The 24,264-nt window shown below is 35.6% G+C and carries 18 protein-coding genes; all 18 read left to right on the top strand.

Annotation, left to right across the window (positions count from 1 at the left end; translation table 11 throughout):
- Window positions 1-156 precede the first annotated feature (156 nt).
- The 18 genes from GFU89_RS17350 to GFU89_RS17265 all read left to right on the top strand — a co-directional run bounded on the left by GFU89_RS17350 (window position 157) and on the right by GFU89_RS17265 (window position 24,216).
- Entirely contained in the window at window positions 157-1,164 is a 1,008-nt protein-coding gene (locus GFU89_RS17350) for a hypothetical protein (RefSeq protein WP_318848336.1), read from the top strand.
- A 1-nt stretch (window position 1,165) separates the two neighbouring features.
- Window positions 1,166-2,305 carry an EpsG family protein gene (locus tag GFU89_RS17345; protein ID WP_318848335.1) on the top strand — a complete coding sequence of 380 codons (1,140 nt, stop codon included), beginning with the start codon at window positions 1,166-1,168 and terminating at the stop codon, window positions 2,303-2,305.
- Between the two features lie 210 nt (window positions 2,306-2,515).
- Entirely contained in the window at window positions 2,516-5,929 is a 3,414-nt protein-coding gene (locus tag GFU89_RS17340; protein WP_318848334.1) for a T9SS type A sorting domain-containing protein, read from the top strand.
- Between the two features lie 275 nt (window positions 5,930-6,204).
- Window positions 6,205-8,781, top strand: a complete 2,577-nt coding sequence (gene topA, locus GFU89_RS17335; protein ID WP_318848333.1) for a type I DNA topoisomerase — start codon at window positions 6,205-6,207, stop codon at window positions 8,779-8,781.
- A 375-nt stretch (window positions 8,782-9,156) separates the two neighbouring features.
- A complete protein-coding gene (locus GFU89_RS17330) occupies window positions 9,157-9,531 on the top strand; it encodes a hypothetical protein (protein ID WP_318848332.1) in 375 nt (124 codons plus the stop codon).
- Window positions 9,532-9,780: 249 nt separating this feature from the next.
- Window positions 9,781-10,851: a formimidoylglutamase gene (locus GFU89_RS17325; protein ID WP_318848331.1), complete on the top strand. Its 1,071-nt coding sequence runs from the start codon at window positions 9,781-9,783 to the stop codon at window positions 10,849-10,851.
- 3 nt (window positions 10,852-10,854) lie between these two features.
- Complete coding sequence (locus GFU89_RS17320) at window positions 10,855-11,856, top strand: glycosyltransferase family 2 protein (RefSeq protein WP_318848330.1); 1,002 nt, start codon at window positions 10,855-10,857, stop codon at window positions 11,854-11,856.
- Window positions 11,857-11,970: 114 nt separating this feature from the next.
- Window positions 11,971-13,089 (top strand): MraY family glycosyltransferase, encoded by a 1,119-nt coding sequence (locus tag GFU89_RS17315; protein WP_318848329.1) that lies wholly within the window; start codon window positions 11,971-11,973, stop codon window positions 13,087-13,089.
- A gap of 38 nt (window positions 13,090-13,127) precedes the next feature.
- Window positions 13,128-14,009: a polysaccharide biosynthesis/export family protein gene (locus GFU89_RS17310; RefSeq protein WP_413228612.1), complete on the top strand. Its 882-nt coding sequence runs from the start codon at window positions 13,128-13,130 to the stop codon at window positions 14,007-14,009.
- A 2-nt stretch (window positions 14,010-14,011) separates the two neighbouring features.
- Window positions 14,012-16,504 (top strand): polysaccharide biosynthesis tyrosine autokinase, encoded by a 2,493-nt coding sequence (locus GFU89_RS17305; protein WP_318848327.1) that lies wholly within the window; start codon window positions 14,012-14,014, stop codon window positions 16,502-16,504.
- 213 nt (window positions 16,505-16,717) lie between these two features.
- Window positions 16,718-17,608, top strand: coding sequence for a DUF6089 family protein (locus GFU89_RS17300; RefSeq protein WP_318848326.1), 891 nt, complete (start codon window positions 16,718-16,720; stop codon window positions 17,606-17,608).
- Window position 17,609: 1 nt separating this feature from the next.
- Complete coding sequence (locus tag GFU89_RS17295) at window positions 17,610-18,359, top strand: isoprenyl transferase (RefSeq protein ID WP_318848325.1); 750 nt, start codon at window positions 17,610-17,612, stop codon at window positions 18,357-18,359.
- 28 nt (window positions 18,360-18,387) lie between these two features.
- The gene (gene bamA, locus GFU89_RS17290; RefSeq protein WP_318848324.1) at window positions 18,388-20,922 is read left to right on the top strand and encodes an outer membrane protein assembly factor BamA; all 2,535 of its coding nucleotides are present in this window, start codon (window positions 18,388-18,390) and stop codon (window positions 20,920-20,922) included.
- Between the two features lie 8 nt (window positions 20,923-20,930).
- Window positions 20,931-21,485: an OmpH family outer membrane protein gene (locus GFU89_RS17285; protein ID WP_318848323.1), complete on the top strand. Its 555-nt coding sequence runs from the start codon at window positions 20,931-20,933 to the stop codon at window positions 21,483-21,485.
- A 67-nt stretch (window positions 21,486-21,552) separates the two neighbouring features.
- Window positions 21,553-22,056 carry an OmpH family outer membrane protein gene (locus tag GFU89_RS17280; RefSeq protein WP_318848322.1) on the top strand — a complete coding sequence of 168 codons (504 nt, stop codon included), beginning with the start codon at window positions 21,553-21,555 and terminating at the stop codon, window positions 22,054-22,056.
- Between the two features lie 70 nt (window positions 22,057-22,126).
- Window positions 22,127-22,612, top strand: a complete 486-nt coding sequence (locus GFU89_RS17275; RefSeq protein ID WP_318848321.1) for an acyl-CoA thioesterase — start codon at window positions 22,127-22,129, stop codon at window positions 22,610-22,612.
- A gap of 48 nt (window positions 22,613-22,660) precedes the next feature.
- Window positions 22,661-23,524, top strand: a complete 864-nt coding sequence (gene rfbD, locus GFU89_RS17270) for a dTDP-4-dehydrorhamnose reductase (protein WP_318848320.1) — start codon at window positions 22,661-22,663, stop codon at window positions 23,522-23,524.
- Between the two features lie 5 nt (window positions 23,525-23,529).
- Window positions 23,530-24,216 carry a hypothetical protein gene (locus GFU89_RS17265; protein ID WP_318848319.1) on the top strand — a complete coding sequence of 229 codons (687 nt, stop codon included), beginning with the start codon at window positions 23,530-23,532 and terminating at the stop codon, window positions 24,214-24,216.
- The last annotated feature ends 48 nt before the right edge of the window (window positions 24,217-24,264 follow it).

Raw genomic sequence — 24,264 nt, 5'->3', positions numbered from 1 at the left:
GCATTAGTTCAAAATAGTTAGAGATAAGTTTTGACTGAAAATCAATAAAATATTCTAGGAAGAATGAAAAAATATTCTACTTTTGCAAAAGTTCCCCTTTAAAAAAATGTATTTTAAATCACAATTATTATTAAAAAATAAGAATCTGTTTTAGATATGTTGAAAAGAAATGATGAAAAAATAAACGGATTTCTATTTGTAATAGTACTTCCGCTTCTTCTGTTTGCGATGTCTTATTATGGATTTGAATCTTCCTATACAAGACTGAAAACATCAGAAACAACTCCCGACTTCTTATTTTCCTCGGTATATGCCTACAGGGTGATTCCCAATTACCTGAGTGTGCAGATGACAGATTTGATGTACCATCTGATCAACGGCCCTTTTTCTTTCTTTAAAGATTTTTTATCAAAAAACGGAACGCCGTTCTATCACGGGCTTTTCCTTATGAATAGTGTGTTTTTTATTGGATGCTCACTGATCTTAAATGCTGTATTTAAACTGAAGTCGACAGGTCTTCTTCTGAATCTTAATGCAAGAAGGATTATCCATCTTTTATCCGTTTTTTTTATCGTAATAACTCAGTATGCACCAACAAATTGTGATACGATTGCACTTTTCTGCTATCTGGCAGGTGTGTTTTTAACCCTGAAATATTTAGATACCAATAAAAAAATCTTCTATTTTATTCTCATTGGCCTTATCGGAATTTCCACTTTGGTAAGAGAGACAGCCTGTCTGAATATTGCTTTTTTTGCTGCAGTATTTTTCAATATTGACGAATTGAAGAAAGGAAATTATCAGGTGATCTGGAAAATAATACCTCTGGTTATTGCTTTTATTGTTCCTTATCTGGGATTGAGAGCTCTGCTTGTACAGGATGAAACTACCTTTGTAGAAGGGTTTTATATTAATAGAAATTTTTCAAGTCCCTTCAATCTTGCAGGATTGGTCTTTGCGATCATAGTGATTTACTTTATATACAGGCTTTGTACTGACGAGGAAAACAGAAACGTTTTTGGAAAATATTTCTTCTTTTCAATTCCTTACCTTATCATGATCACTTTAGTAGGTCTTTTTTGGGAGGTGAGGCTTTTTCTGCCTTTAGTTCTGACAGGAATTATCACAGCATATCATCAGTTTAAAAAAACATCAGAGAATTAGCATGAGTTTACTACATCCATATTATATTATTGCAATCCTCTATATGCTGTTCTTCAGTATTCAGGAGGTGTATGGGAAAAAGGTTGATAAAAAATGGTTCTGGTTCCTTGCTGTTTATTTTATTATTATTGTCGGGCTTAGAAATGAGGTAGGTCCTGACTACGGAAGTTACAAAGGGATTTATATTTACTCTGACACCAAAAGCTATTACAGTATCTTTATGAAGATGCTCCATATGGAAGGGTCTGAAAACCTGGATGTAGAGTGGCTGTATACGCTGATTAATAAAATACTTCTCAATTTTTTTAATGCACCTTTTTATATGCTGACTCTGGTCATTGCTATTGTTGCGATGATCTTTAAAGTAGAATATACAGAAGACAATACATTTTATCCATTTACCTTTACCCTTTTTATGTTTATTCCCAATTTCTTTATCGGAGAAAGCGGGCAGATCAGACAAAACCTGGGAACCTTTATCGTTTACTTTGCGATACGGTATATCAAAGAACGGAAATTCTGGCATTACTTATTTTTCATATTCATAGGATCTGGTATACACAGTGTCTGTTATTTATTCCTGCCAATGTACTGGCTGGCCCGTGTTCCGCTGAACAAAACAATAATGCTGATTATGATCATTGGCTCTGTCTTTCTGTCCCCGTTTGAGATATACAGGAGCTTTGGTGGTTTCCTGGATGGGATGGCGTCGAATAGTACACTTGTAGAAGGTTTCAACGGATATATCGATGAAACAGTACAGCGATTGAATGGTGGTATCGGGATTCCGGAGGTAATGATGGCGATCCTGACCTTTTTCCTTTTTGTTTTCGATACCAAGATGAAAGAGCTTTACCCTTATTATGAATACCATAGAAACTATGCTGTGATAGGTATTTGTCTGTACTTTATCTTTAGAAATAACCCTATTTTCTCATCGAGACTTGCAGGAGCGTTCATTGGATTCTCGTATATCATTATTCCGAATGCGATGTATGTGGTTTCGGCGAGGACCAAAAACATGATTTATGCATTTATTATTTCGCTCGTTGTCTTCAATTTTGTTGTCTTCTCACTCTTCAATAATATCAAGGCGGGACGATTTTCAATAGAGCGTTATAGAAATCATATTCTTCCATAAGATTTTTGGTAGTAAAAATATAAAGACAGCTTTTTAGCTGTCTTTTTTTTGTGGAATGAGATTGTTGGGATTTGTACTGTTTATAAGGGTTTTGTTTGGGTTATTAATAACATAATTTAAATATTTTATTTTTATCTATAAAATAAATCTATTTTTGTTGATGTGGGCTTAAAAATTGCATTTTGCTAATAGCACTCAAATCAATAAGGTATGAAAAAGTTAGTTGGAAAATTAGCGGCAGCTATCTGCCTGATATCGTTGGGGATATATTCTAAAGGTAGTGTCAGGAAAAGTATTCCCTCAGCTGAGCATAATGTATTAATTAATCATCGTATAGACTCACTCACCAGACCAGTGAGTGAATTGAAAAAAATATTACTTCCGGATTGGAAAAAAGCACCTAACAGCTACATCTTTGACCCTAATCAGAATAGTGAAGGGTTGCTTGTTCCGGTAAAGAAAGCATATGCGATGTGGGAAGGAGGTGGCTATCTCAACGGGAATGGTATTCCGGCAGGAACCGTGACTGCAGATGTATTGTGGGAAGATGTTCATGGCCTGATAAAATCAGGAGTAAATTATGCTCTCGAAATAATAGGAACAGGGCAGGATGCTAAAATAAAAGTTCCCATCAACAAAACAAAACAAGGAAATGCCGTGGTTGCCTTTAAAGTAAATGGAGAAATCTATTGGAGCTGGCATATCTGGGTTACTGATGATCCTACCAATGGAACAGTCTATAGAAGCTTCAATAACATTAAAAGGATGAAATCAGACGGCACAACTGAAGTCATCCCCGATACAGATTGGAAATGGATGGATAGAAATCTTGGCGCACTTACCAGTTCTATCACCGCTTCAGACTGGAATCGAAGTATAGGACTTCTGTATCAATGGGGACGAAAAGACCCAATTCCACCATTGGTCACCAGAGGGAATGATTTCTACGAAGCTTCAGGATCTATAGGAAGAGTCAGACATAGAGGAGCAAAAAATATGACCAATGCTGTAAGTATTGATGATCTTAGAAAATTCGTTTTACTTTCTGGTGCAGAGGTTACCAATAATTTAAGACTTTCTGTAAAAAATCCACTCAGCCTTATCTATGTCAATAAAGAGGATAACTCCGGTCAGGCTTACTACAATAATAATGTTAATTTACCTGTCAATTGGTTTGGGAAGTCTACAACTTTGCCTACCAACCGGCTTTCAGAGCTTAATCTTTGGTCTGATAATGCACAAGGGAAAATAGAAGCTGTTTATAATACCGATGACAAAGCAAAACCTTATCGGGATAAATCTTCTTATGACCCATGTCCCAACGGATGGCGTATACCGTCTATGCTGGTTGCGAATCTGGCCTCAGGATCCTATATTGATGATATCAGAATAGACTTTTCACCATTCGGAGTGAAAACCAATATGGAGAAAAATGTTTTTGAAACCAATAAATACCATATTATAAAGCCTACTAATGCCGGAGTTCCCGCATTTATGACAGGGGTTAAGGTGTATCCTAACCTCGGTTTTGATCTTTCTGCAGTTGGAGGTTACAATATGGGAATCTTTCCGGGAAACGGGCAGCTTATCAGAGGAGCGCATTTGGGACAGTATAGTGACCAGCATCATATTGCATTGTGGACGGCTACCATGGCCCGGCAGTTTGATGCTTCCCCTGCTGTTACCGTTAGAGGACTTTCTATGATTCCGGATAAGACACAGCCTGATATTCCGGATGCTAACTACCCCAATATTAAAGGGCGTTATTATTACTTTCCTATGTCAGTAATGTATACCTCAGATGCGAATGGATGCAGATGTATAAAAGATCCTTTATATCTCGTGAATGATTATGATTTTCCTACGGAATATCTGCCTGCAGTAACAGAATATAGAGAAGGAATTGATAATCCAAATACCTACCAGATTGTAAAAAGCGGAACAGCGGTTGTTATTGAAATTCCAGTGAGTAAGGCATTTTCGGTACAAAGTCAATTGCTGAATAATTCAGAGATATTAAACCCTTCCAATTTTAATAATTTAAAAGGAAACGTTCTCTGGACTACAAATACTGGTCTTATCAATAGAATTTCAATAATAAATCCATCACCCTCTTCAGTGCAAAACATTGTTAGTTCAAAAATAGCTGTAGAAATAGCTCCTGATCAGAGTGGAAATGCTGTAGTGACATTGCATAACGGCAGTATATCAGCTCCGGTATATTGGAGCTGGCATATCTGGGTTACAGATTCTCCTATACAATCTTACACCTATACTACAGAACCTCCTGTATTAGTATCGAATTATGTGAATTATGTAAACAAAGCGGATGTGATATTGCAGACTACTTTTATGGATCGTAATCTTGGGGCAACAGATGCTTTTCCCAATGTTGCAAATCCCCTTACACCTAGTGCTGATGAACTCCTGAAGATACGCGCTTCTACGGGATTGCACTATCAATGGGGAAGAAAAGATCCTATTCCTGCCTTCCAGAATGCAGATAACAGAAGCTTCTACAATATTTCTTTAGGAACTGCTGCCGCCAATGGAACAGTTTCATACGCTGTCCTTACTCCAGCTGATTACAACAATCTTTCAGGTAGTTATATAGTTCCTTACAATACCTATGCTGCTGCATCAAATGTACAGATTACAGACAAGCTGGGAGATAAGATTTCCAAGATACTGTCTTATTCCGTTAAAAACCCTTTGGTGTATATGATTCCAAGTACGTTTGCTCCTTTTAACAGTGCAACACCCAATTATACCAACGGGACAGACTGGCTGGCCACAGAGCCAAGCCTGGCTCCTGACAGATGGGGAAGAGGAGGTGAAAAATCTCCTTTCGATCCTTGTCCGGAAGGCTGGCGAATTCCTGACCTGACGAATGCAGCTTTGGTTTCAGGAAATGATTTTGGGCAGACACCTTGGTATAAGAAAGATAAAAATGTAGCCACATCATATAGTATTGCTACAGATTATTCAGGAACCAGAGTGAGAAATTCTACCAATTCTACCATAGGATATCTATTTAATAATCCTGTCTATCCTTTAGGAAACTATCCGGATTCAGGATCAAGAGGATTCAGGAGTGTGATTGCCAATCAGACCGCACAGGGAAGATTCAATGTTCTCAATTTTCAGTATCCGGCTGTCTGGACGGCTGCTTTAACTTCAAATTATCTGGGAAGACCGGTTAATGTACTTTTTGATGCAGCTTCTACTACCAACAGGATTATGGTCTTTCATGATAATAATGATCCGTATTTTGCTGTGGGATGCCGATGTGTGAAAATAGAATATGATGCCAATGGTAATGAAGAAGGGCCTGCTTCCAGAATTACAGTAATCCCTGATAGTCCCACATTGAGTACTGCTAATACCAAGATTAAAGAGATGGAGAACAGGATTACTTTATACCCAAGTCCGGTTTCCAATGTTCTGTATATCAAGGCTACGCAAAATAAAGAATATCATTTCCAGATTTTTAATGCATTGGGTCAGCTTGTAAAATCCGGACATTTTATAAATAATCAGGCGGATTTGTCATCTTTGAATGCAGGAGTGTATCTGATAAGAATAAATAATTCAGAAGCAGTTGTTAAAATTATAAAACGATAAATCCTGAATATGAGGATTCAAAAAGCAGAATAAGGTCTCTTGTTCTGCTTTTTCATATATAGGCATATACCTTACATCTATTATGGTTGATGAAAAATTCTATATAATAAATGTTTAATCTACATAAAGGTCTAAAACCTATACTACAAAGGACTTGAATCTTTAAAAAATGGGTGTTGAAAAGAGGTATAAACCATCTGAATTGTTAAATTAAACCCGTTTTACAAAAAGTATATAATAAAAAAGCTTTACTTTTGCAAAAATTTTTAGTTAGAATGTCGAAAAATTTAGTAATCGTAGAGTCCCCGGCAAAAGCAAAAACTATTCAGAAATATTTAGGAAAGGATTTTGAAGTGAAATCCAGTTTCGGGCACATCCGAGACCTTCCTAAAAAAGGGATGGGGATAGACCTTACTACATTCAGTCCTGATTACGAAGTTTCAGCAGACAAGAAGAAATTGGTAACCGAATTAAAGGCTGCAGTAAAGAAAGCCGATATGGTATGGCTCGCTTCCGATGAGGACCGTGAAGGGGAAGCTATTGCATGGCACCTGGCGGATGAATTGAAATTGAAGCCTGAAAACAGAAAAAGAATTGTCTTCCATGAGATTACCAAAAACGCCATTCTAAAAGCAATCGACAATCCAAGAGATATAGATCAGAACTTAGTAAATGCCCAGCAGGCCAGAAGAGTGCTGGACAGAATTGTAGGTTTTGAAATGTCACCTGTTTTATGGAAAAAAGTAAAACCGGGACTATCTGCAGGAAGAGTACAATCTGTAGCAGTACGATTAATCGTTGAAAGAGAAAAGGAGATCCGTGAGTTTACGCCAAAAGCAAGTTTTAAACTTGACGGAATCTTTTTAAATAAAACAGAGCAGGAAATAGCTGCTAAACTAAAGAAAGACTTCGAAAAAGAAGAAGATGCAGAAAAATTCCTGGAGCAGGCAAAAACTACAGAATTTAAAGTTCTGAATGTTGAAACCAAGCCGGGTACACGTTCCGCTTCAGCTCCATTTACAACTTCTACATTACAGCAGGAGGCTTCCTCAAGACTTGGATATAATGTAACCAATACCATGCGTATGGCACAAAGGCTGTATGAAGAAGGGTACATTACCTATATGAGAACAGACTCCGTAAACCTTTCTCAGGAAGCAATTGAAGGAGCAAAAAAACAAATCACATCAGAATACGGAGCAGAATATTCTTCTCCAAGAAATTATACTACAAAATCTGCTTCAGCACAGGAAGCTCACGAAGCAATCCGACCTACGGATTTTGGAGTAAAAAGCATTGGTGATGTACAGCTGAATAAATTATATCAACTTATATACAGAAGAACACTAGCTTCTCAGATGGCTAATGCCAAAATTGAAAAGACTGTGATCGAAATTGGAAATGCATCATTACCCCATCATTTTGAAGCACAGGGAGAGGTGATCATATTCGATGGTTTCCTGAGAGCTTACGGTATTGTGAAGACAGAGGATGAAGATGAAGAGAACAATGATAAATTGTTGCCAAAAGTAAGCGTAGGAGAGGTTTTAAACTATAAAACCATTACCGCTACTGAAAAATTCACAAGACCAAGTGCAAGATATACTGAAGCCGGATTGGTGCGAAAACTTGAAGAATTAGGGATTGGTAGACCATCTACTTATGCTCCAACGATTCAAACGATTCAGAACAGAGAATATGTGGATAAGAGAGAAGTTGAACCGCATACCCGTGAAGTGGTCAAAATGTCTTTAGCAAAAGATAAGATCAAAAAAGTAGTTCTTGAAGAGAAATTTGGAGGAGATAAAAATAAATTCCTTCCTACAGATATAGGTGAAGTGGTGAATGATTTCCTGACAGATAACTTCAGAGAAATCCTTGACTACGGTTTCACAGCGAGAGTAGAAGAAAGCTTTGACGAAATTGCAAGTGGTGACCAGAAATGGAAAGAAATGATGACGAATTTCTACTCAAAATTCCACCCGAGAATTGAAGACGTAGAAGAAAATGCAGACCGTGCAACAGGAGACAGATTATTAGGAGTAGATCCAAAGACGGGTAAAAATGTTCATGCAAGAATCGGAAGATTTGGAGCGATGATCCAGATGGGAGAAACAGATGATGAAGAAAAACCAGTTTTTGCTTCATTAATGACAGGGCAGAATATTGCAACGATTACTTTTGAAGAGGCATTAGAACTATTCAAATTGCCATTCGATTTAAGTGAAGTTGACGGACAGCCGGTTTCTGTGGGGGTTGGTAGATTTGGACCTTATGTGAAATGGGGAGAAACTTATATCAGCATTCCGAAAGGGGAAGATCCTCTTTCTGTAGATCAGAAACGTGCAGAGGAAATTATCAACGAAAAGAAAATTGCAGATGCTCCTATCGCAACTTATAAAGGAGAGCCGGTAACGAAAGGAACAGGAAGATTCGGGCCATTTATTAAGTATAAAGCTATCTTCGTAAATGTTCCAAAGAAATATGACTTTGAAAATCTTTCTCAAAGCGATATCAATGAATTAATTGATGCAAAGCTTGAAAAAGAAGCCAACCGATATATCCAGCAGTGGGAAAAAGAAAAAATTTCCATTGAAAATGGAAGATGGGGACCTTTCATCAAATTCGGAAAAGCAATGTTCAAAATTCCGAAGAAAGCAGACGATACAAAATACGAAGCTGATGATTTGAAAGAACTTTCTTTAGATGAGGTTAAAAAATGGATTACAGATCAGGATCCTAAAGCCTTTGCAGAAAAGAAAAAACCTGCCGCGAAAAAAGCAGCCACAACCAAGAAGGCAGCTACAACAGCGAAAAAGCCTGCGGCTAAGAAACCGGCAGCTAAAAAATAAATAGTTTTTAATAAAATAGGAAAGCACAGATTTAGGTCTGTGCTTTTTTTGTTTTTATAAAGTTAGCTGCTAAGTGATAACATAGTTTTCTGTCTTATGATTTTCATTGAAATCGTTTAAAAAAAATAAAACTACATAGGATAATATGTTAAATTAATTTCCCTTTACTGGGATTTAATCTTGTGAATGACGATGATTACTTAGCTCTAAGTATAAATACGGAAATTGAAAAATAAGTAATAAAACTATGATTTTCAGTGTTTTAATTCTTTAGTTTTACATCGTAATATTACAAACGGTGGAGTTCAGAAACCACTTTAAAAACGAGGCGGATTCTGAAAAGCCAAACGAGTAAGAAAACAAAACTATAAAATCATGGCAGAATTTAAATTTAGCGAAGAAGCTATTTCGCACGCATTAGAAGCAGCAAAAAGATCACACGAAGACAGTCAGGCAAGTCGCCGTTCATCTGGGGCAGAATCAGACTTAAGCCTTGCCAACGCCAGCGCAGGTTATCTTCTTGTAACAGCAGAGTGTATTTCAATTACTGTTGAGAACAACAAAGTTTGTATCAACTTACCATTAGGTTTCGGGAAATATTGTTTCAGTATACCATTAAGTATTCCTAATGGAACGGCTGGTCAGGCTTGTTTATCTATTTGTACTACCTGGGGAATTCCAACAGGAATCAGAGTTACTATTATTATAGCGGGAATAACGATTATTAGCCAGTCATTCGGAAAGTGCTAATTAACAAGTACACGAATTAAAATAAAAGTCCGCCTCATGTCATATATGAGGCGGATTTGTTTTTACAGGTTTCATGAATGAAACCTTCAAAGTTTTAAACTTTGACAAGGTTGATGAAAATGCAAAGCTGTTAACAATTTGTTGACGGCTTTTTTGTGAACAGAAAGAAACACGCTTCACTAAGTTCCTATGTTTTTTGTATGTTTGTTACATCAAGCAATTAATAAATTATTACATTCAAATTAAAATATGGATTTCGAAGACTTTATCATTTCACCAAGGAATTTCAAAACAGAAAGCTGGCAGATAGGAAATCGGATTACAAAAGAGATCAAAGAAGACAGTATTGTTCTTTTGTTTGTGTCAGATTACAGAGGAGTGGGCGGAGATGCAGAAGTGCAGGATTTTACAGCCGTAAGGAATGAGTTTTATAAACTTTCACAGATGGACTTCGAAATTCCTGTTGTGGATCTTGGAGATCTGGTGTCTGGAAAATCTGTTCAGGATACCCATTATATTTTGCAGGAAGTCCTTTCGGCATGTCATTACAAAAGAGCAATTCCGGTGATTGTAGGCGGATCCAATGATTTTGCCTTTTCATTATTTTCTGCCTTGAATTTTCATCAGAAAAATATCAATTATACCCAGATCAGTAATATTATCTCCCTTCAACAAGGGGAAACAATCAATGAACATACTTTTCTAGGCAAAATTTTCGGTGCCAAGAATTTCTCCATTAAAAATTATCATCATTTAGGATACCAAAAACATTTGAATGAAATGGATTCTGTAAGATTGATCAAAGAAGTAGAGTTTGATATTATCCGTCTTGCTGAAATGATGAATTCTACAGAAAAGACAGAACCTTTCTTCAGAAAAACAGATCTGGTTACCTTAAACTGTGATGCTGTGGAAAGCTTCAGTGAACCTTTTTCTATGAATCCACAGGTAAATGGATTAAACAGAAGAGAAATTTGCGCTTACATGAAAGAAATCGGATTAAGTGAAAATCTGAAATCCGTAGGGATTTTTAATTATAATATTTATTCAGAAAATCAGCTGAACCACCAGCTTTTAGCCCAAATGTTATGGTATCTGATTGAAGGAATCAATATCCAGCACTCGCATCCGAAGGAAAGACATTATGAACTGTTCTATGTTTTGATAGACGACAGACAATATGCTTTCAAGCGTGATACTTTCAGTAATTTGTGGTATTTTGGTGATGATGAAAATATAGAAAACTGCATTCCATGCTCCAGAAAAGATTTTGATGAAGCTAAAAAAGGATGGCTGAATGCAAGACTGACGAAATTTTAATGTATGACAAATGTTCCCCCAAAAGTATCCATTATTGTTCCTGTTTATAATGTCGAAAATTATTTGACAAAATGCCTTGACTCCCTGGTGAAGCAGAGTCTTCCTAATATCGAGATTCTTGTAGTAAACGATGGAAGCAAAGATAATTCTGAAAAAATCATTGAAGAATATGCACAAAGGTATCCGGAAAAAATAAAAGCTTTTACCAAAGAAAACGGAGGATTAAGTGATGCCCGCAACTTTGGAATTGATAGAGCTGCTGGAGATTATATAGGTTTCGTAGACAGCGATGACTATGTTTCCGAAACGATGTTTGAAGAAATGTTTTTGTTAGCAGAAAAACATCAGGCAAAAATGGTAATCTGCAATATTCAGAAAGTGGATGAAAATGGGAAGGTTACTCAAAAACTAACTCAGCTTCCCAACATGCCCGAGAAAATTGCTCTTGAAAGTAATTTTTCAGTATTCTCAGATATCAGTTACTTTGCATGCAATAAACTGTTCAAAAAAGAACTTTTTAATCAGAGAAGATTCAAAAAAGGAGTTCATTTTGAAGATATTCAGTTGATTCCGCAGCTTTTATTGGAATGTGATACCATCGCTCAAACCCAGAATTTCCATTATCAATATCTTGAACGTACTGATTCTATTACAAAAACCCATACAGAAAAGGGACTTGATATGCTGAAGGCAGTGGCTGATGTAGAAAATATTTTCAATGAATCTCAATATTCCCACAAAAAAGAGGAATTGAAAAACTTCCAGATCTTTGAAGGAGTTTATTCATTTCTGGCCTATCTGGCGTTTGTGAAAAAAGAAGAATTATTTTATAGTATGTCTGATCAGTTGGTTCTTTTTATGAAGGAAAGACAAATAAAAATTCAAGATATATTGAAGTATAGTCGTTTTGGTAAGAATTATCTTTTATCTTTGCCTTTGAAGAAAAAAATTTTTTATCTCTTGTTTTTTGGAGGACAGAAAAGATTGATAAGAAAGTTGGTTTAATAAACACAAATGTATGTACTGTTGTTTCGAGCAATAGAAAAATGATGATGAAGTTCTTTATAAGTTCTGCATTGTGAGTTTTATTGGGAGATACAAGTGCTGAATAAGAAAAGAATGAAAAATTTTGAATTGTTCTTAAGCGGATCAGGAATACCTATTTTCTACATAAAAATAGGACTTGGTTTCGTATTCGCTTTTTTAATTACCTTTTTCTCCATTCCTACCATTGTCAAGATCTCAAGAAGAAAGAACCTGATGGATGAGCCTGGAATAAGAAGTTCGCACCTTAGAGAAATTCCTAATCTTGGCGGAATAGCCATCTTCTATTCAATAGGAATCTGTGCTTCTATTTTTGCTTATGAGCTTTTTGATCTCTACAAATTTTTATTTGCTTCATTAATTATTCTGCTTTATGTAGGGGTAATGGATGATATTGTTGTGATGAGGGCTTATAAAAAACTTGTTGCACAAATTGTGGTGTCTTCACTGGTGGTTATTGGTTCGGATATTAGAATCAGAAGCTTGTTTGGAATATTGGGCGTGTATGAGCTGGAGTATTTTGTAAGTGTCCTGTTCAGTATTATCACCTTTATTATTCTGATTAATGCTTTCAACCTGATCGACGGGATTGATGGCTTGGCAGGTGGTTATTCTGTAATCTGCAGTGCTTTATTTGGAATAAGCTATTATCGGTTGGGAGAATATAATTATCCGCTGGTAGTATTGTCTGTTATTATTATTGGGACTGTATTGGCTTTCCTGTATTATAACCTGTCCAACTATCGTACCCTTAAAATATTTATGGGAGATACCGGATCCATGCTGCTTGGCTTTTTACTGGCCTTTACCTCCATTTGTTTTATAGATATTTTTATTGATAAAAACCTGGCAGATGTGCCACGGTATCACCTTCAGTCTGCTCCAGTAGTCGCTGTAGCTATCCTTATTCTTCCCATTGTAGATACATTAAATGTAATAGTGGTGAGACTTTACAACAAGAAATCACCGTTTGATGCAGATAAAAATCACATTCACCATAAGCTGTTGAAGCTAAATCTTACCCACAGAAGATCTACTTTTTATATCATTCTGTACTATTTAATGATTGTGGGGGCTGCTTATTATTTAAGACATATTAATGTCAATCTTTTATTATTGGTGATTCTTTCATTAGGCTTTTTCGGAGCTTATCTTCCAGATTTGCTATATCGATTAAGAAATAACAAAAATTAACAATTAAATATTACTTTTGTAAACAATATTCAAATATGATGAAGAATTTTAAGTATTTATTTTTAATATTCCCTTTTTTAGTTACCTCATGTATCACAACAAAGGATGTGAGATATTTGCAGCCAAGCGAAAGCCTTGTCATTAACGAAGAAGGTCTTATTCCTTACAATATTCCCGTGTACAGGATTACCAAAAATGACATCCTTAATCTTAATATTGTGACAACTCCTAAAGGTGATGCAGCACAATTTTATTCCTCTTACAATGTTTCAGGCGGAATTTCTGGTGGAGGTGCAACAAGTTCTGCTATATCAGGAGGAGGATCCGTAGGAGGTGTAATTGGTGCTAACTCCGGAGGAAACAGAGGTGGGAATATGAATTTTTATTTTAACGGACTGAAAGTTGATTCCAATGGTGATATCAATGTTTTCGGAATAGGATATATAAAAGCTGAAGGAAGAACCCTTGATGATATTACAAAAGAGATACAGGATAAAGTAAACGAAAACTTCCAGGAAGGTAAATCTGAAGTACGACTGAATACGGACGGTATTACTTATTATATTCTTGGGGATGTGGAAACTACAGGACTGTCAGGCGAAAAAGTAGCCCACAAAAATACCCTTACCATTACTGAAGCATTGGCGATTAATGGTGGATTAAACAGAACGATTGATAAAAAAGAAGTCGTTATCCACAGAAAACTTCCGGAAGGAATCAAAATTGCCAAAATAGATCTTACCCGCGAAGATCTTATGAACTCTCCTTACTACTATGTACAAAACGGAGATGAGATCTATCTGAATACAAGAGCGAAAAGCTTGAATGGATTCGGAAAAGACCCAATCCAGACTTTGACTACAGGAGTTTCTGTAATTACTACTGCATTGTCTATTTATTTACTCCTTAAAAATCTTTAGTCATGATTCCGGAAAGAGCAAACGCTGCAGAGAAGAATAATTCTCAGAAAGATAAATCTGGGACATTCGCATTATTTGATTTAGAGCACTTTTTAAGAAGGATTCTAAAAAACTGGTACTGGTTTGTATTGATGCTGATCATTGGCTATGCCATATCTTGGGTGTACAGTAAATATTATGCACAAAATATTTATGCATCAGACTTATCATTAAGTACTTCCAGTAAAGCTTCCGAGTTTCTACCCACTCAGTCTAACCAATCTATTAACTTCATTTGGGGAGATACAGGAAATCAGGATGGGCTTTATTTAAAGAAAATGCTTCTATCCAGATCCCATAACGAATTTTTGGTAAAAGAATTAGACCTTTTTGTGAACTATTCTACCAAAGGACTTATAAAATCTACTTATCTGGACAAAGATGATTCACCGGTCTTTCTTCAGATTGATAAAAAGCACCTTCAGCAGATTAATTATCCTATTACTCTGATACCGAAAGGGAATGGGACTTATGAAGTGGTTTTGCCTGAAGAAGGAGAATCTACAAGTTTATATAGTTATGAAGTGGAAGGATTCCAGAGTATTAATTCTTATAGCAGACCAGCAGATAAGGTCATCAAAATTAATGAGTGGTATAATTCTCCTAACCTGAGATTCAGGCTGCTTCAAAACCCTGTTGCTACCAAAATTAAGCTGGATAATATTATTATTAATCTAAACTCTGTAAACCAGAGTGTAGATGAAATTGTTTCTACAACAGGAGTAGACTTTGATAAAGAAATCAGGTCTATTATGATTATTACTAAAAAAGGATATAACCTTAATGGTACAGTTAATTTTCTTAATAAATCTGTTGCAGAACTACAGAAAAAGAGACTTGCTGATAAAAATATTGTTAATAAGAATACAGATATTTTCTTAAAAGACAACCTTGCGAACATCCGTAAAAAACTTGATTCAAGTGCAAATGTGCTTAATTATTTAAAGACTTCAGAAAAACTTTATAATATTAAAGACAGAGACGAAAAATCTCTTGAAAAAATAAAAGAACTTGAAGCTAAAAAAGCTGATATTATAAGCAAAATCAGTTCTCTAAATAATATCAAGAACACGCTTCAGTCTCAGAATTTCGATAAAATGATCGGAACAAATGCAGCCGGTTTTGAAGATGGTATTTTCTCAGCAACGGTTTCTGAACTTAAAGCTTTATATACCAAAAAAGCGGAGATGGCTACCATTTATAAGCCGTCATCAGAGCCTATGAGAGAAATCAACAGGCTTATTGATGAAGCAAGAATGGGGTCATCTAATAGTTTGAGAAGCTATTATAACAGATATTATGAAGAGATCAATAAAATAGATCGTGAAATGGCTGGTGCCAATTCTGATTTAGCAACTTATCCTGAAAAAGAAAGAAAATATCTGGATGCAGAGAGAGGCTATAACATGATTGAAGCTACTTATAACAGTCTTTTGGGCAGACAGAGTGATACCCAGATGAGAATGGCTACCAATCAGTCTGATATAACAGTAATTGACCCGGCTAAAAATTTAGGACAAAGACCAATTGGCCCTAATGTAAAACTGGCAAAAACAGCTATTGTTTCAGGAATGTTGTTGCTCCCACTATTGTTTATCTTGATTGGTGAAGTGTTTGACAACAAGATCCGAAATATCAAAGAGCTTTTAAGTGCTACGAAAATTCCACTTCTTGGGGTTATCGGAAATAACAATAATGAAAATATGCTTACTGTTCTGGAACAACCAAAATCGTCAGTATCAGAAGCCTTCAGGGGAATAAGAGCGAATATGAGATTTTTGATGGATAACGATGATCAAAAAGGCAAAGTCATATTAATTACATCCTCCATCGGAGGAGAAGGAAAAACTTATATTTCCATTAATCTGGCATCCGTAATAGGCTTAAGTGATAAAAAAACTATCTTATTGGGGATGGACCTTAGAAAACCAAAAATCTTTGGAGACTTCAAGATTGATAATAAATATGGTATTTCAAATTATCTGACAGGAGAAGTAGGAATTGATCAGATTGTCAATAAAACAAGAATCCCGAATCTTGATGTTGCCACTTCAGGACCTATCCCGCCAAACCCTTCTGAGCTTTTAATGAGCCAGAGAAATATCAGATTTATAGAAGAACTGAAAGAAAGATACGATTTCATTATTATAGATTCACCACCAGTAGGATTAGTGGCAGACTCATATGAACTGATGAAGTATTCTGATGCCAACCTTTATGTTGTACGTCATGAATACACAGAAAAGTACATGCTGAAAATGATTACGGAAAAGTATCATAATGATGAAATTGAAAATCTGGGACTTGTTTATAATGATTATAATACGAAACAAGGTTACGGTTATGGCTACGGATATGGTTATGGTTACGGATATTTTGATGAAGATAAAAATTATAAAGAGCCTTTATTAATAAGGATCAGAAATAAGGTACAGGTATTATTTAATAAAAAATAAAGCATTAAACCCTCATTTAATGGGGGTTTTTTCATATTTAATGTATTTTCATTCTATGAAAAAAAGAATATTTTTGCCACTTTGCCGTTTACTTTATAACAAATTATGTTTTTTTGTTTATTTTTAACTAAACATTAAGATTATCATTAATATAAAAAAGTTTTATATTTGCAAAAATTAAATTTTAAAATAACCATAAATCCATATTCTTTTATGAATAAAAAACTATTGTTTAGCTTCCTTGCCTTCCTTGGAGTGGTAAGTGTTAAAGCACAAAGAAACGAATTGGGAGTTCGTCTAGGTATGAGTAACCTAGTGGGAGATGTAGGAAGGACAAATTATATTTTACAGAAGCCGTTGGATTTAAACAGAGTGTCAGATTTGGGCGTCCCATTTTATGGAGGTTTGTTATATAGATTTAATTTTAACCCACATCAGACCGTTAGATTGGATTTAGGATACAACCAGGTTCAGTTTAGTGATAAAGCTGCCAAAGAGGATTATAGAAGAAATAGAAACTCATACGGAAAAAATAACGTGTATGAGGCGAGTTTAATGTTTGAATATAACTTTTTCCCGGTGAATAATGAGCAGATCAGCATGCTAAGCCCTTATATCTTTGGAGGTGTTGGTGCTTTAATGTTTGATGCTCCTAAAGCAAATCTTGTGAATGACTTCAGAAGAGATGCAGATGGTGTTGCGCAGGCTCCAATCAATGAATTGGATTTTACTACGAAAACAGAATATTCATTAGGAAAAAAAGTAACCATGCATATTCCTTTTGGGGTAGGTTTGAAGTATAAATTCAACCATTCTTGGGCAATATTTGCAGAAGCTACATTAAGATATACATTGACAGATCAGTTGGATCATAGTAAGATCCTTGACAAAGATGTAAAGACTTCCTTTAATGCGGATATTTTGGACCCTGCTACAGGAGGTTCATTATTGCAGTCAGGAAATTATTATGCAGTTTCTAAAGAAAGAGAAGCAGAGTTTATTAAAAAGAGAAATATTGGAGATACGAGATCGAACGACTGGATGAATACTTTCAGTTTAGGACTCACGTATTCGTTCGGAAGACCTCCATGTTATTGTGAATAATATGTCGTTGATTAAAGATAAAATAAATTCTGAGAATTTACCAAAACACGTAGCCATCATTATGGATGGTAATGGAAGATGGGCAAAATCTCGTGGCGAAGAAAGAACTTTCGGTCACAAAAATGCCATTAATGCAGTAAGAAATGCCATTAATGCTTGTAATGAGATTAATATCCCTTACCTAACACTTTATACATTCTCTTCAGAAAATTGGAGCCGTCCAACTGAAGAAGTGAATACACTGATGAATCTGTTGGTAGAGACCTTACTGCTTGAGGCAGAAGAGATCTTCAGCAAAGGATTGAGAATGCATGTGATAGGGAATCTGGAAAAACTGCCCACTTTAGTAAAAGAGCAGTTGGAACGTGTGGTAGAACTCACAAAAGAAAACACAAAGGGGAACCTTGTATTGGCTATAAGCTATGGCTCACAAAATGAAATGTTGGAAGCCGTTAAAAATATAAGTTCTGATGTAAAAGAAGGAAAAGTAGAGATAAATGATATTAACGAAAGTTTATTTGAAAGCTATCTTTATACAAAAGATTTTCCTCCTGTAGACCTACTGATCAGAACCAGCGGTGAAATAAGAATAAGCAATTTCCTGCTTTGGCAGATCGCTTATGCAGAATTACAGTTTTTAAATGTTCTGTGGCCGGATTTTACCAAAGATATTTTCTTCCAATGTATTGTTGATTATCAAAACAAAGAAAGAAGATACGGTTTAACCGGTGAGCAAGTAAAAGGCCAATAAAATTTTAAGAAAAGAAAGACTCGATAAAATGAAGTTTAGACTATTACCCATCATTATGTTTGCTGCTTCTGCACATTTTTATGGACAAGTAACTCCACAAGACAGCACAAAAGTAAATAATGCTGTTCATGCAGAAAATGAGGCAGGCACTTATACACTTAAAGACATCGTCGTAGATGGGGTAAAAAAATATACACCAGCTCAGATCTTAAGATTTACAGGCCTTACAAAAGGAGAAAGTGTAGATATTCCAGGACAGAAAATCAGCAATGCTGTTAAAAAACTTTGGGATACCCAATCTTTTTCTGAAGTGGAAGTGTATGTTCAAAGCATTGAAGGACAGACAATCGTTCTGAAATTTCACCTGCAGGATCTGAAAGAACTTGGAGAAGTGAAATTCGCAGGAAAAGGAATTGGTAAATCTAAAAGTGAAAAACTGGCAAAGGATAACAACCTTAAACCAGGAACTAAGATTACTCAAAACTTAGTTTCTAGCCTTAAAACGAATGTCCCTAAAGACTATATTAAAAAAGGTTTTGCAGATGCTAAAATCAGTATTCAGGATAAAGTAAACGCAGGAGATCCTGCTTTAGTAGACTGGACTATTAATGTAGAGAAAGGGAAAAGAATTAAGATTGATCATATTGAATTTGAAGGAAACGAAAGTGTAACCGATAGTAAGCTTAGAAATAAAGCTTTCAAAGAAACGAAGCAAAAACGTTTCGGTATTGGTGGTATTTTGAAATCCTCAAAATTCATTGAAGATAAATATCAGGAAGATAAGCAAGGTCTTATCAATTATTATAACTCCTTGGGATATAGAGATGCCAAAATCGTTTCAGACTCAGTATGGAGAAACAAAAGAAATAACTACGAAATCAATGTAAAACTTAACGAGGGTAAAAAATATTACATCGGGGACGTTACGTTCACAGGTAATACAGTATACGCTACAGAATATTTACAAAGATTGCTGGGATATAAGAAAGGAGATATTTACGATGCTGTAGGATTCAACAAAAAAGTAGGAGAAGACGGTGGTAAAGAAGATGATTCAGATATCAAATCTGTTTACATGAACAATGGTTACCTTTTCTCCAATGTAACACCTGTTGAAAAATCAGTGTCAGGAGATGCCGTCAACCTTGAAGTTAGAATTAACGAAGGAGAACAGGCTACCTGGAACAAAGTATCATGGCAGGGGAACACAACAACTCATGACCACGTAATTCTTAGAGCATTAAGAACAAAACCGGGAGAGCTGTTCAAGAAAACGGAAATTAAAAGAACATACTTCGATCTGGCAGGGATGTCATTCTTTGACCCTCAGCAGATTGGACAGGATATTCAGCCAAATCAGGTAGATAATACCGTTGATATTAACTGGAAACTGGTAGAAAAAGGATCTTCTCAGGTGCAGCTGCAGGCTGGTTACGGTGGTAACAGCTTCATTGGTACTTTAGGATTAACTTTCAATAACTTCTCATTAAAGAACTTCCTTAAGTTTAAAGACTTCAAACCAGTACCTCAGGGAGACGGACAAACCTTCTCTATTCAGGTTCAGGCAGGACAGTACTTCCAGAACTATGGAGTGTCATTCACAGAACCATGGTTATTTGGTACAAGAGCAACAGCCCTTTCAGTAAGTTTGAATAACTCCAGAGTAAGATATACAGATCAATACGGAGCAGCTCAGAAATTGAACATTTTCTCAGCTTCAGCAGGTTTAAACAGACTATTGAACTGGCCGGATGACTATTTCTCACTTTATACAGGATTACAGTTCCAGAAGTATGACTTCAATAACTATCCGTTCCAGTTTGGAAATACAACAGAAAATAATGGTACTGCCAATAACTTCAGTATCAACTTAGGGTTGAGCAGAAACTCAGCAGGTATCGACCCGATTTTCCCTACAATGGGATCCAATATTGAGCTTTCAGCAAAACTGACGCCTCCATACTCATTGTTTAAAAAGAAAGATTACTCCACAATGTCAGCTATTGACAAGTATAAGTGGATGGAATTCTATAAGATTAAATTCAAGGCAGATGTTTATAATGAAATCATTGGAAAACTTGTCTTGAGATCTTCTGCAGAAATGGGATTCATGGATGGATATAACAGTAAATTGGGAGCTCCGCCATTCGAAAGATTCTATATGGGAGGTACAGGTCTTTTCGGAGGTAGATATGACGGTAGAGAATTGATCCCTTTAAGAGGATATGAAAATGCTACTACAGAAGGTGGGCAGGCAGAAGATATTACTCAGACAGGTGGTGGTACAATCTATAACAGATTTACTTTAGAATTAAGGTACCCGATCTCAATGAGCCAGACTGCAAAAATCTATGCATTGACATTTGCTGAAGGAGGTAACGTATGGAACTCGTGGAGTTCTTACAGTCCATTCCAATTGAAAAGATCAGTCGGAATCGGAGTAAGAGTATATATGGGAGCATTTGGATTGATCGGATTCGACTTTGCACTTGGTCTTGATAAAACGTTATCAGGTGATAAGTCAGGATGGCGTAACCACTTCTTGATGAACCAAACATTATAATTACAGATATGAAGCACCTTAAAATAACTTTTACATTCGCATTACTTTTGTTTTTTGGATTCAGCAATGCCCAGAAAATAGGAGTGGTGGATACTAATGAAATTTTAAATAAATTACCTCAGTATAAAGAAGCAGAAGCAAGACTGAATTCTCAGATCGATACCTGGGAGTCTGAACTTCAAAGTCTTCAATCTGAATATGAAAGAAAAAAGGCTGCATTTGAAAGCGAAAAAATATTATTAATAGGAGATCAGCTTAAACTAAGAGAAAAAGAAGTTGTAGACCTTGATAAAAATATTAAAACTACTACTAGCTTACGTTTTGGAGCTAACGGTGAAATTACAAAACTGAGAACAAACCTTGTTTTGCCTTTTCAGGATCAGATCTGGGGAGCCATCAAAACAATGTCCGAGAAAAATGGATTGGGCATAGTTCTTGATAAAAGCAATAACATTAGTGTTATTTTCCTTCAGTCAAAATATGATTACACCGAGAAAGTATTGTCTGTTTTGCTAAAAGGAACAGATAAGAAGGAAAAAACAAATAGCAAAGGCAAAAAATAAATTATAAAAATTAACTTTTGCTATATTTTAAAATCTAAAAACAAATTAAATTATTTATTTACCAGTTATGAAAAAATTAAGTGTATTATTTGCAGCAGTAATGATGGTTGTATCTGTAGGTATGGCAAAAGCTCAAAAAATTGCTACTTTAGATGTAATGGGAGTTCTTAACGCTATGCCGGAGAAAAAGAAAGCAGATGCTGATCTTAAAACATTCTTAGATACAAAACAAGCTGAGATTAAGAAAAAAGCAGATGCTGCTCAGACTAAATATCAGCAATATCAGACAGAAGCTCCGAAAAAAACAGCTGATGAAAACGCAGCAAGAGAAGCTGAAATGAAAAAATTAGCTGAAGAAATCCAGCAAATGCAGGACAAAGCTCAAAAAGATCTACAAGCTAAGCAAGACCTGGCTTTCGGACCAGTTGAGAAAAAGTTAAATGATGCAGTAGAGAAAGTAGCTAAAGCTAGTGGATACGATTACATTATGGATGCAAATTCACCTGCATTCCTTTATAAAGCAGGAGCTGATGCTACTGCAGCTGTAAAGAAAGAATTAGGAATTCAATAATTTCAGCAAATTAACAAAGATTTATAAAACTAACCACCTCTTTTAGAGGTGGTTTTTTTATTTTTGCGGAATGGAAAAAGAAGTATCAACTACGGTAAAAGTTAGGTTTAGTGACTGTGATCCGATAGGACATTTGAATAATGTAAAATATCTTGATTATATGTTCAATGCCAGAGAAGATCATGTAGAAACATTTTATGGATTTACATACGAAGAATATACCAAGAAAACCGGCTGTACCTGGATTGCGATTCAAAATGAAATAGCATACTTAAAAGAAGTAAGATATAATACGCAGGTTGTCATCAGCAGCAAAACCATCGATGTACAGGATAGAACTGCAAAAGTTGAAATCCTGATGAAAAGTTTAGATGAAAAGACAACTCATGCTGTACTTTGGGTAACTATTATCTATTTCAATGTCAAAACAAGAAAATCTGAAGTTCATCCGGAAGATATCAAAGAAATTTTCGATAAGTTTTATGTAGATTTGATACAGAAAGACTTCCAGTCGAGAGTGAAGTTTTTAAGAAGTCAAAACGCGAAAAATTCTTAATCAGCAACTCTTATTGAAGATTCCAACTTAAAAATTAATAATATATAAATGAAAAAAATAGCAGTAATAGGAAGCAACGGACAATTAGGAAACTGCATTAGAAAAATAGCCCCGGACTTTGAACATCAATATGAATTCTTATTTACAGACTCATCCACTCTTGATGTTACCAATGAAGACCAGGTAAACGATTTCTTTTATGATAACAAACCTGATTACTGCATCAATGCTTCAGCATACACAGCAGTAGATCTCGCAGAAACTGAAAAAGAAAAAGCTTTTGCAGTAAATGCTGACGGGGTAGCTCATCTTGCCCAGGCGTGCGCAGATAATAAATCTACCCTGATTCATGTTTCTACAGACTATGTTTTTGATGGAACTACAAACCTTCCATACTCTGAAGACGATTTTACGAACCCAATAGGTGTGTATGGAGAATCAAAAAGAAAAGGAGAAGAACTTGCACTTGAATTGAATCCTAAAACAATTATTCTGAGAACTTCATGGCTGTACTCTGAGTTCAATAAGAATTTTGTGAAAACAATGCTGAATCTGTTCTCTCAGAAAAAAGAATTGGGAATTGTTGCTGATCAGTTCGGACAGCCAACCAACGCGAACGATCTGGCAGAAGCTGTTATGGAGATCATTGCAGCTCATCATAAAACCTATGGAGTCTTTCACTTCTCAAACTATCCGGAGACAACCTGGTTTGAATTTGCAAAAAAAATTGCTGAATTTTCAAAATCTTCAGTAAAATTGAATCCATTAACAACCGAACAGTACCCAACACCCGCGAAAAGGCCTGTAAGAAGTACGATGTCTTTAGACAAAATAGAAGAGACTTACAAAATAGAACCCAAACATTGGGAAAACAGTCTTGAAGAATGTGTTGAAACACTTTCACAACAATAATATATATGAAGAATATTGCAATCATCTTTTCCGTATTGTGTATCCAGCTATGGAATGCACAGAATGTTTATCTCACTAAGGTTGAAAAAACAAATGATAACCAGGATAAATTCTTATATAAAAAAGAAGCAGCCACTACAGATGTCATATATTTAGGAGAAGTTGAAGTCCAGGGATTTTCAAAAGACGATGCACTCGTTTTTTCCTTAGTCTATAAAAAAGCAAAAGAAATCGGTGCTAATACCTTTGAGTTAAAACCTTTCGAAAATGTGGATGGGACAGCTCAGTCATTCAATGTTGCCAATTATAAGATTGCTTTATACTATACACCTAAAGAAAAGTTGGCAGCCCAGCATGGAATGATGTATGTATTTGCATCCTCTGAAAAAGATCAGAAAATAAGTATCAATCGTAAAGATTATACGATCTCTCCAAGATCATTTTTAAAATTAAAAATTGTTCCTGGCGAAGTCTATACAATTTCAACTAAAAAACTTTTAGGCTCTACGATAAAAGTTCAGCCCAAAGCGAATGATGACAACCTATACTTTCAGGTTTCATCTTTAAAAGTAAAGCCGGATAACTCAGGAGTAGGAGGTTTGAATCTTAAATCCGGAGATATTATTGGTCTGGAAAAGTCTTATGCCGAATTTTTGAGTGCCATCTACAAAGAAAATAATCTAAAAGAATAGGCTGCAACAGTATTATTACTCGTTTTGTTTTTGATAAGTTTAAATTTA

It is taken from the genome of Chryseobacterium sp. JV558 (assembly GCF_033712365.1).
Taxonomy (GTDB): Bacteria; Bacteroidota; Bacteroidia; order Flavobacteriales; family Weeksellaceae; genus Chryseobacterium.
This window is presented reverse-complemented; position numbering and strand designations above follow the sequence as displayed.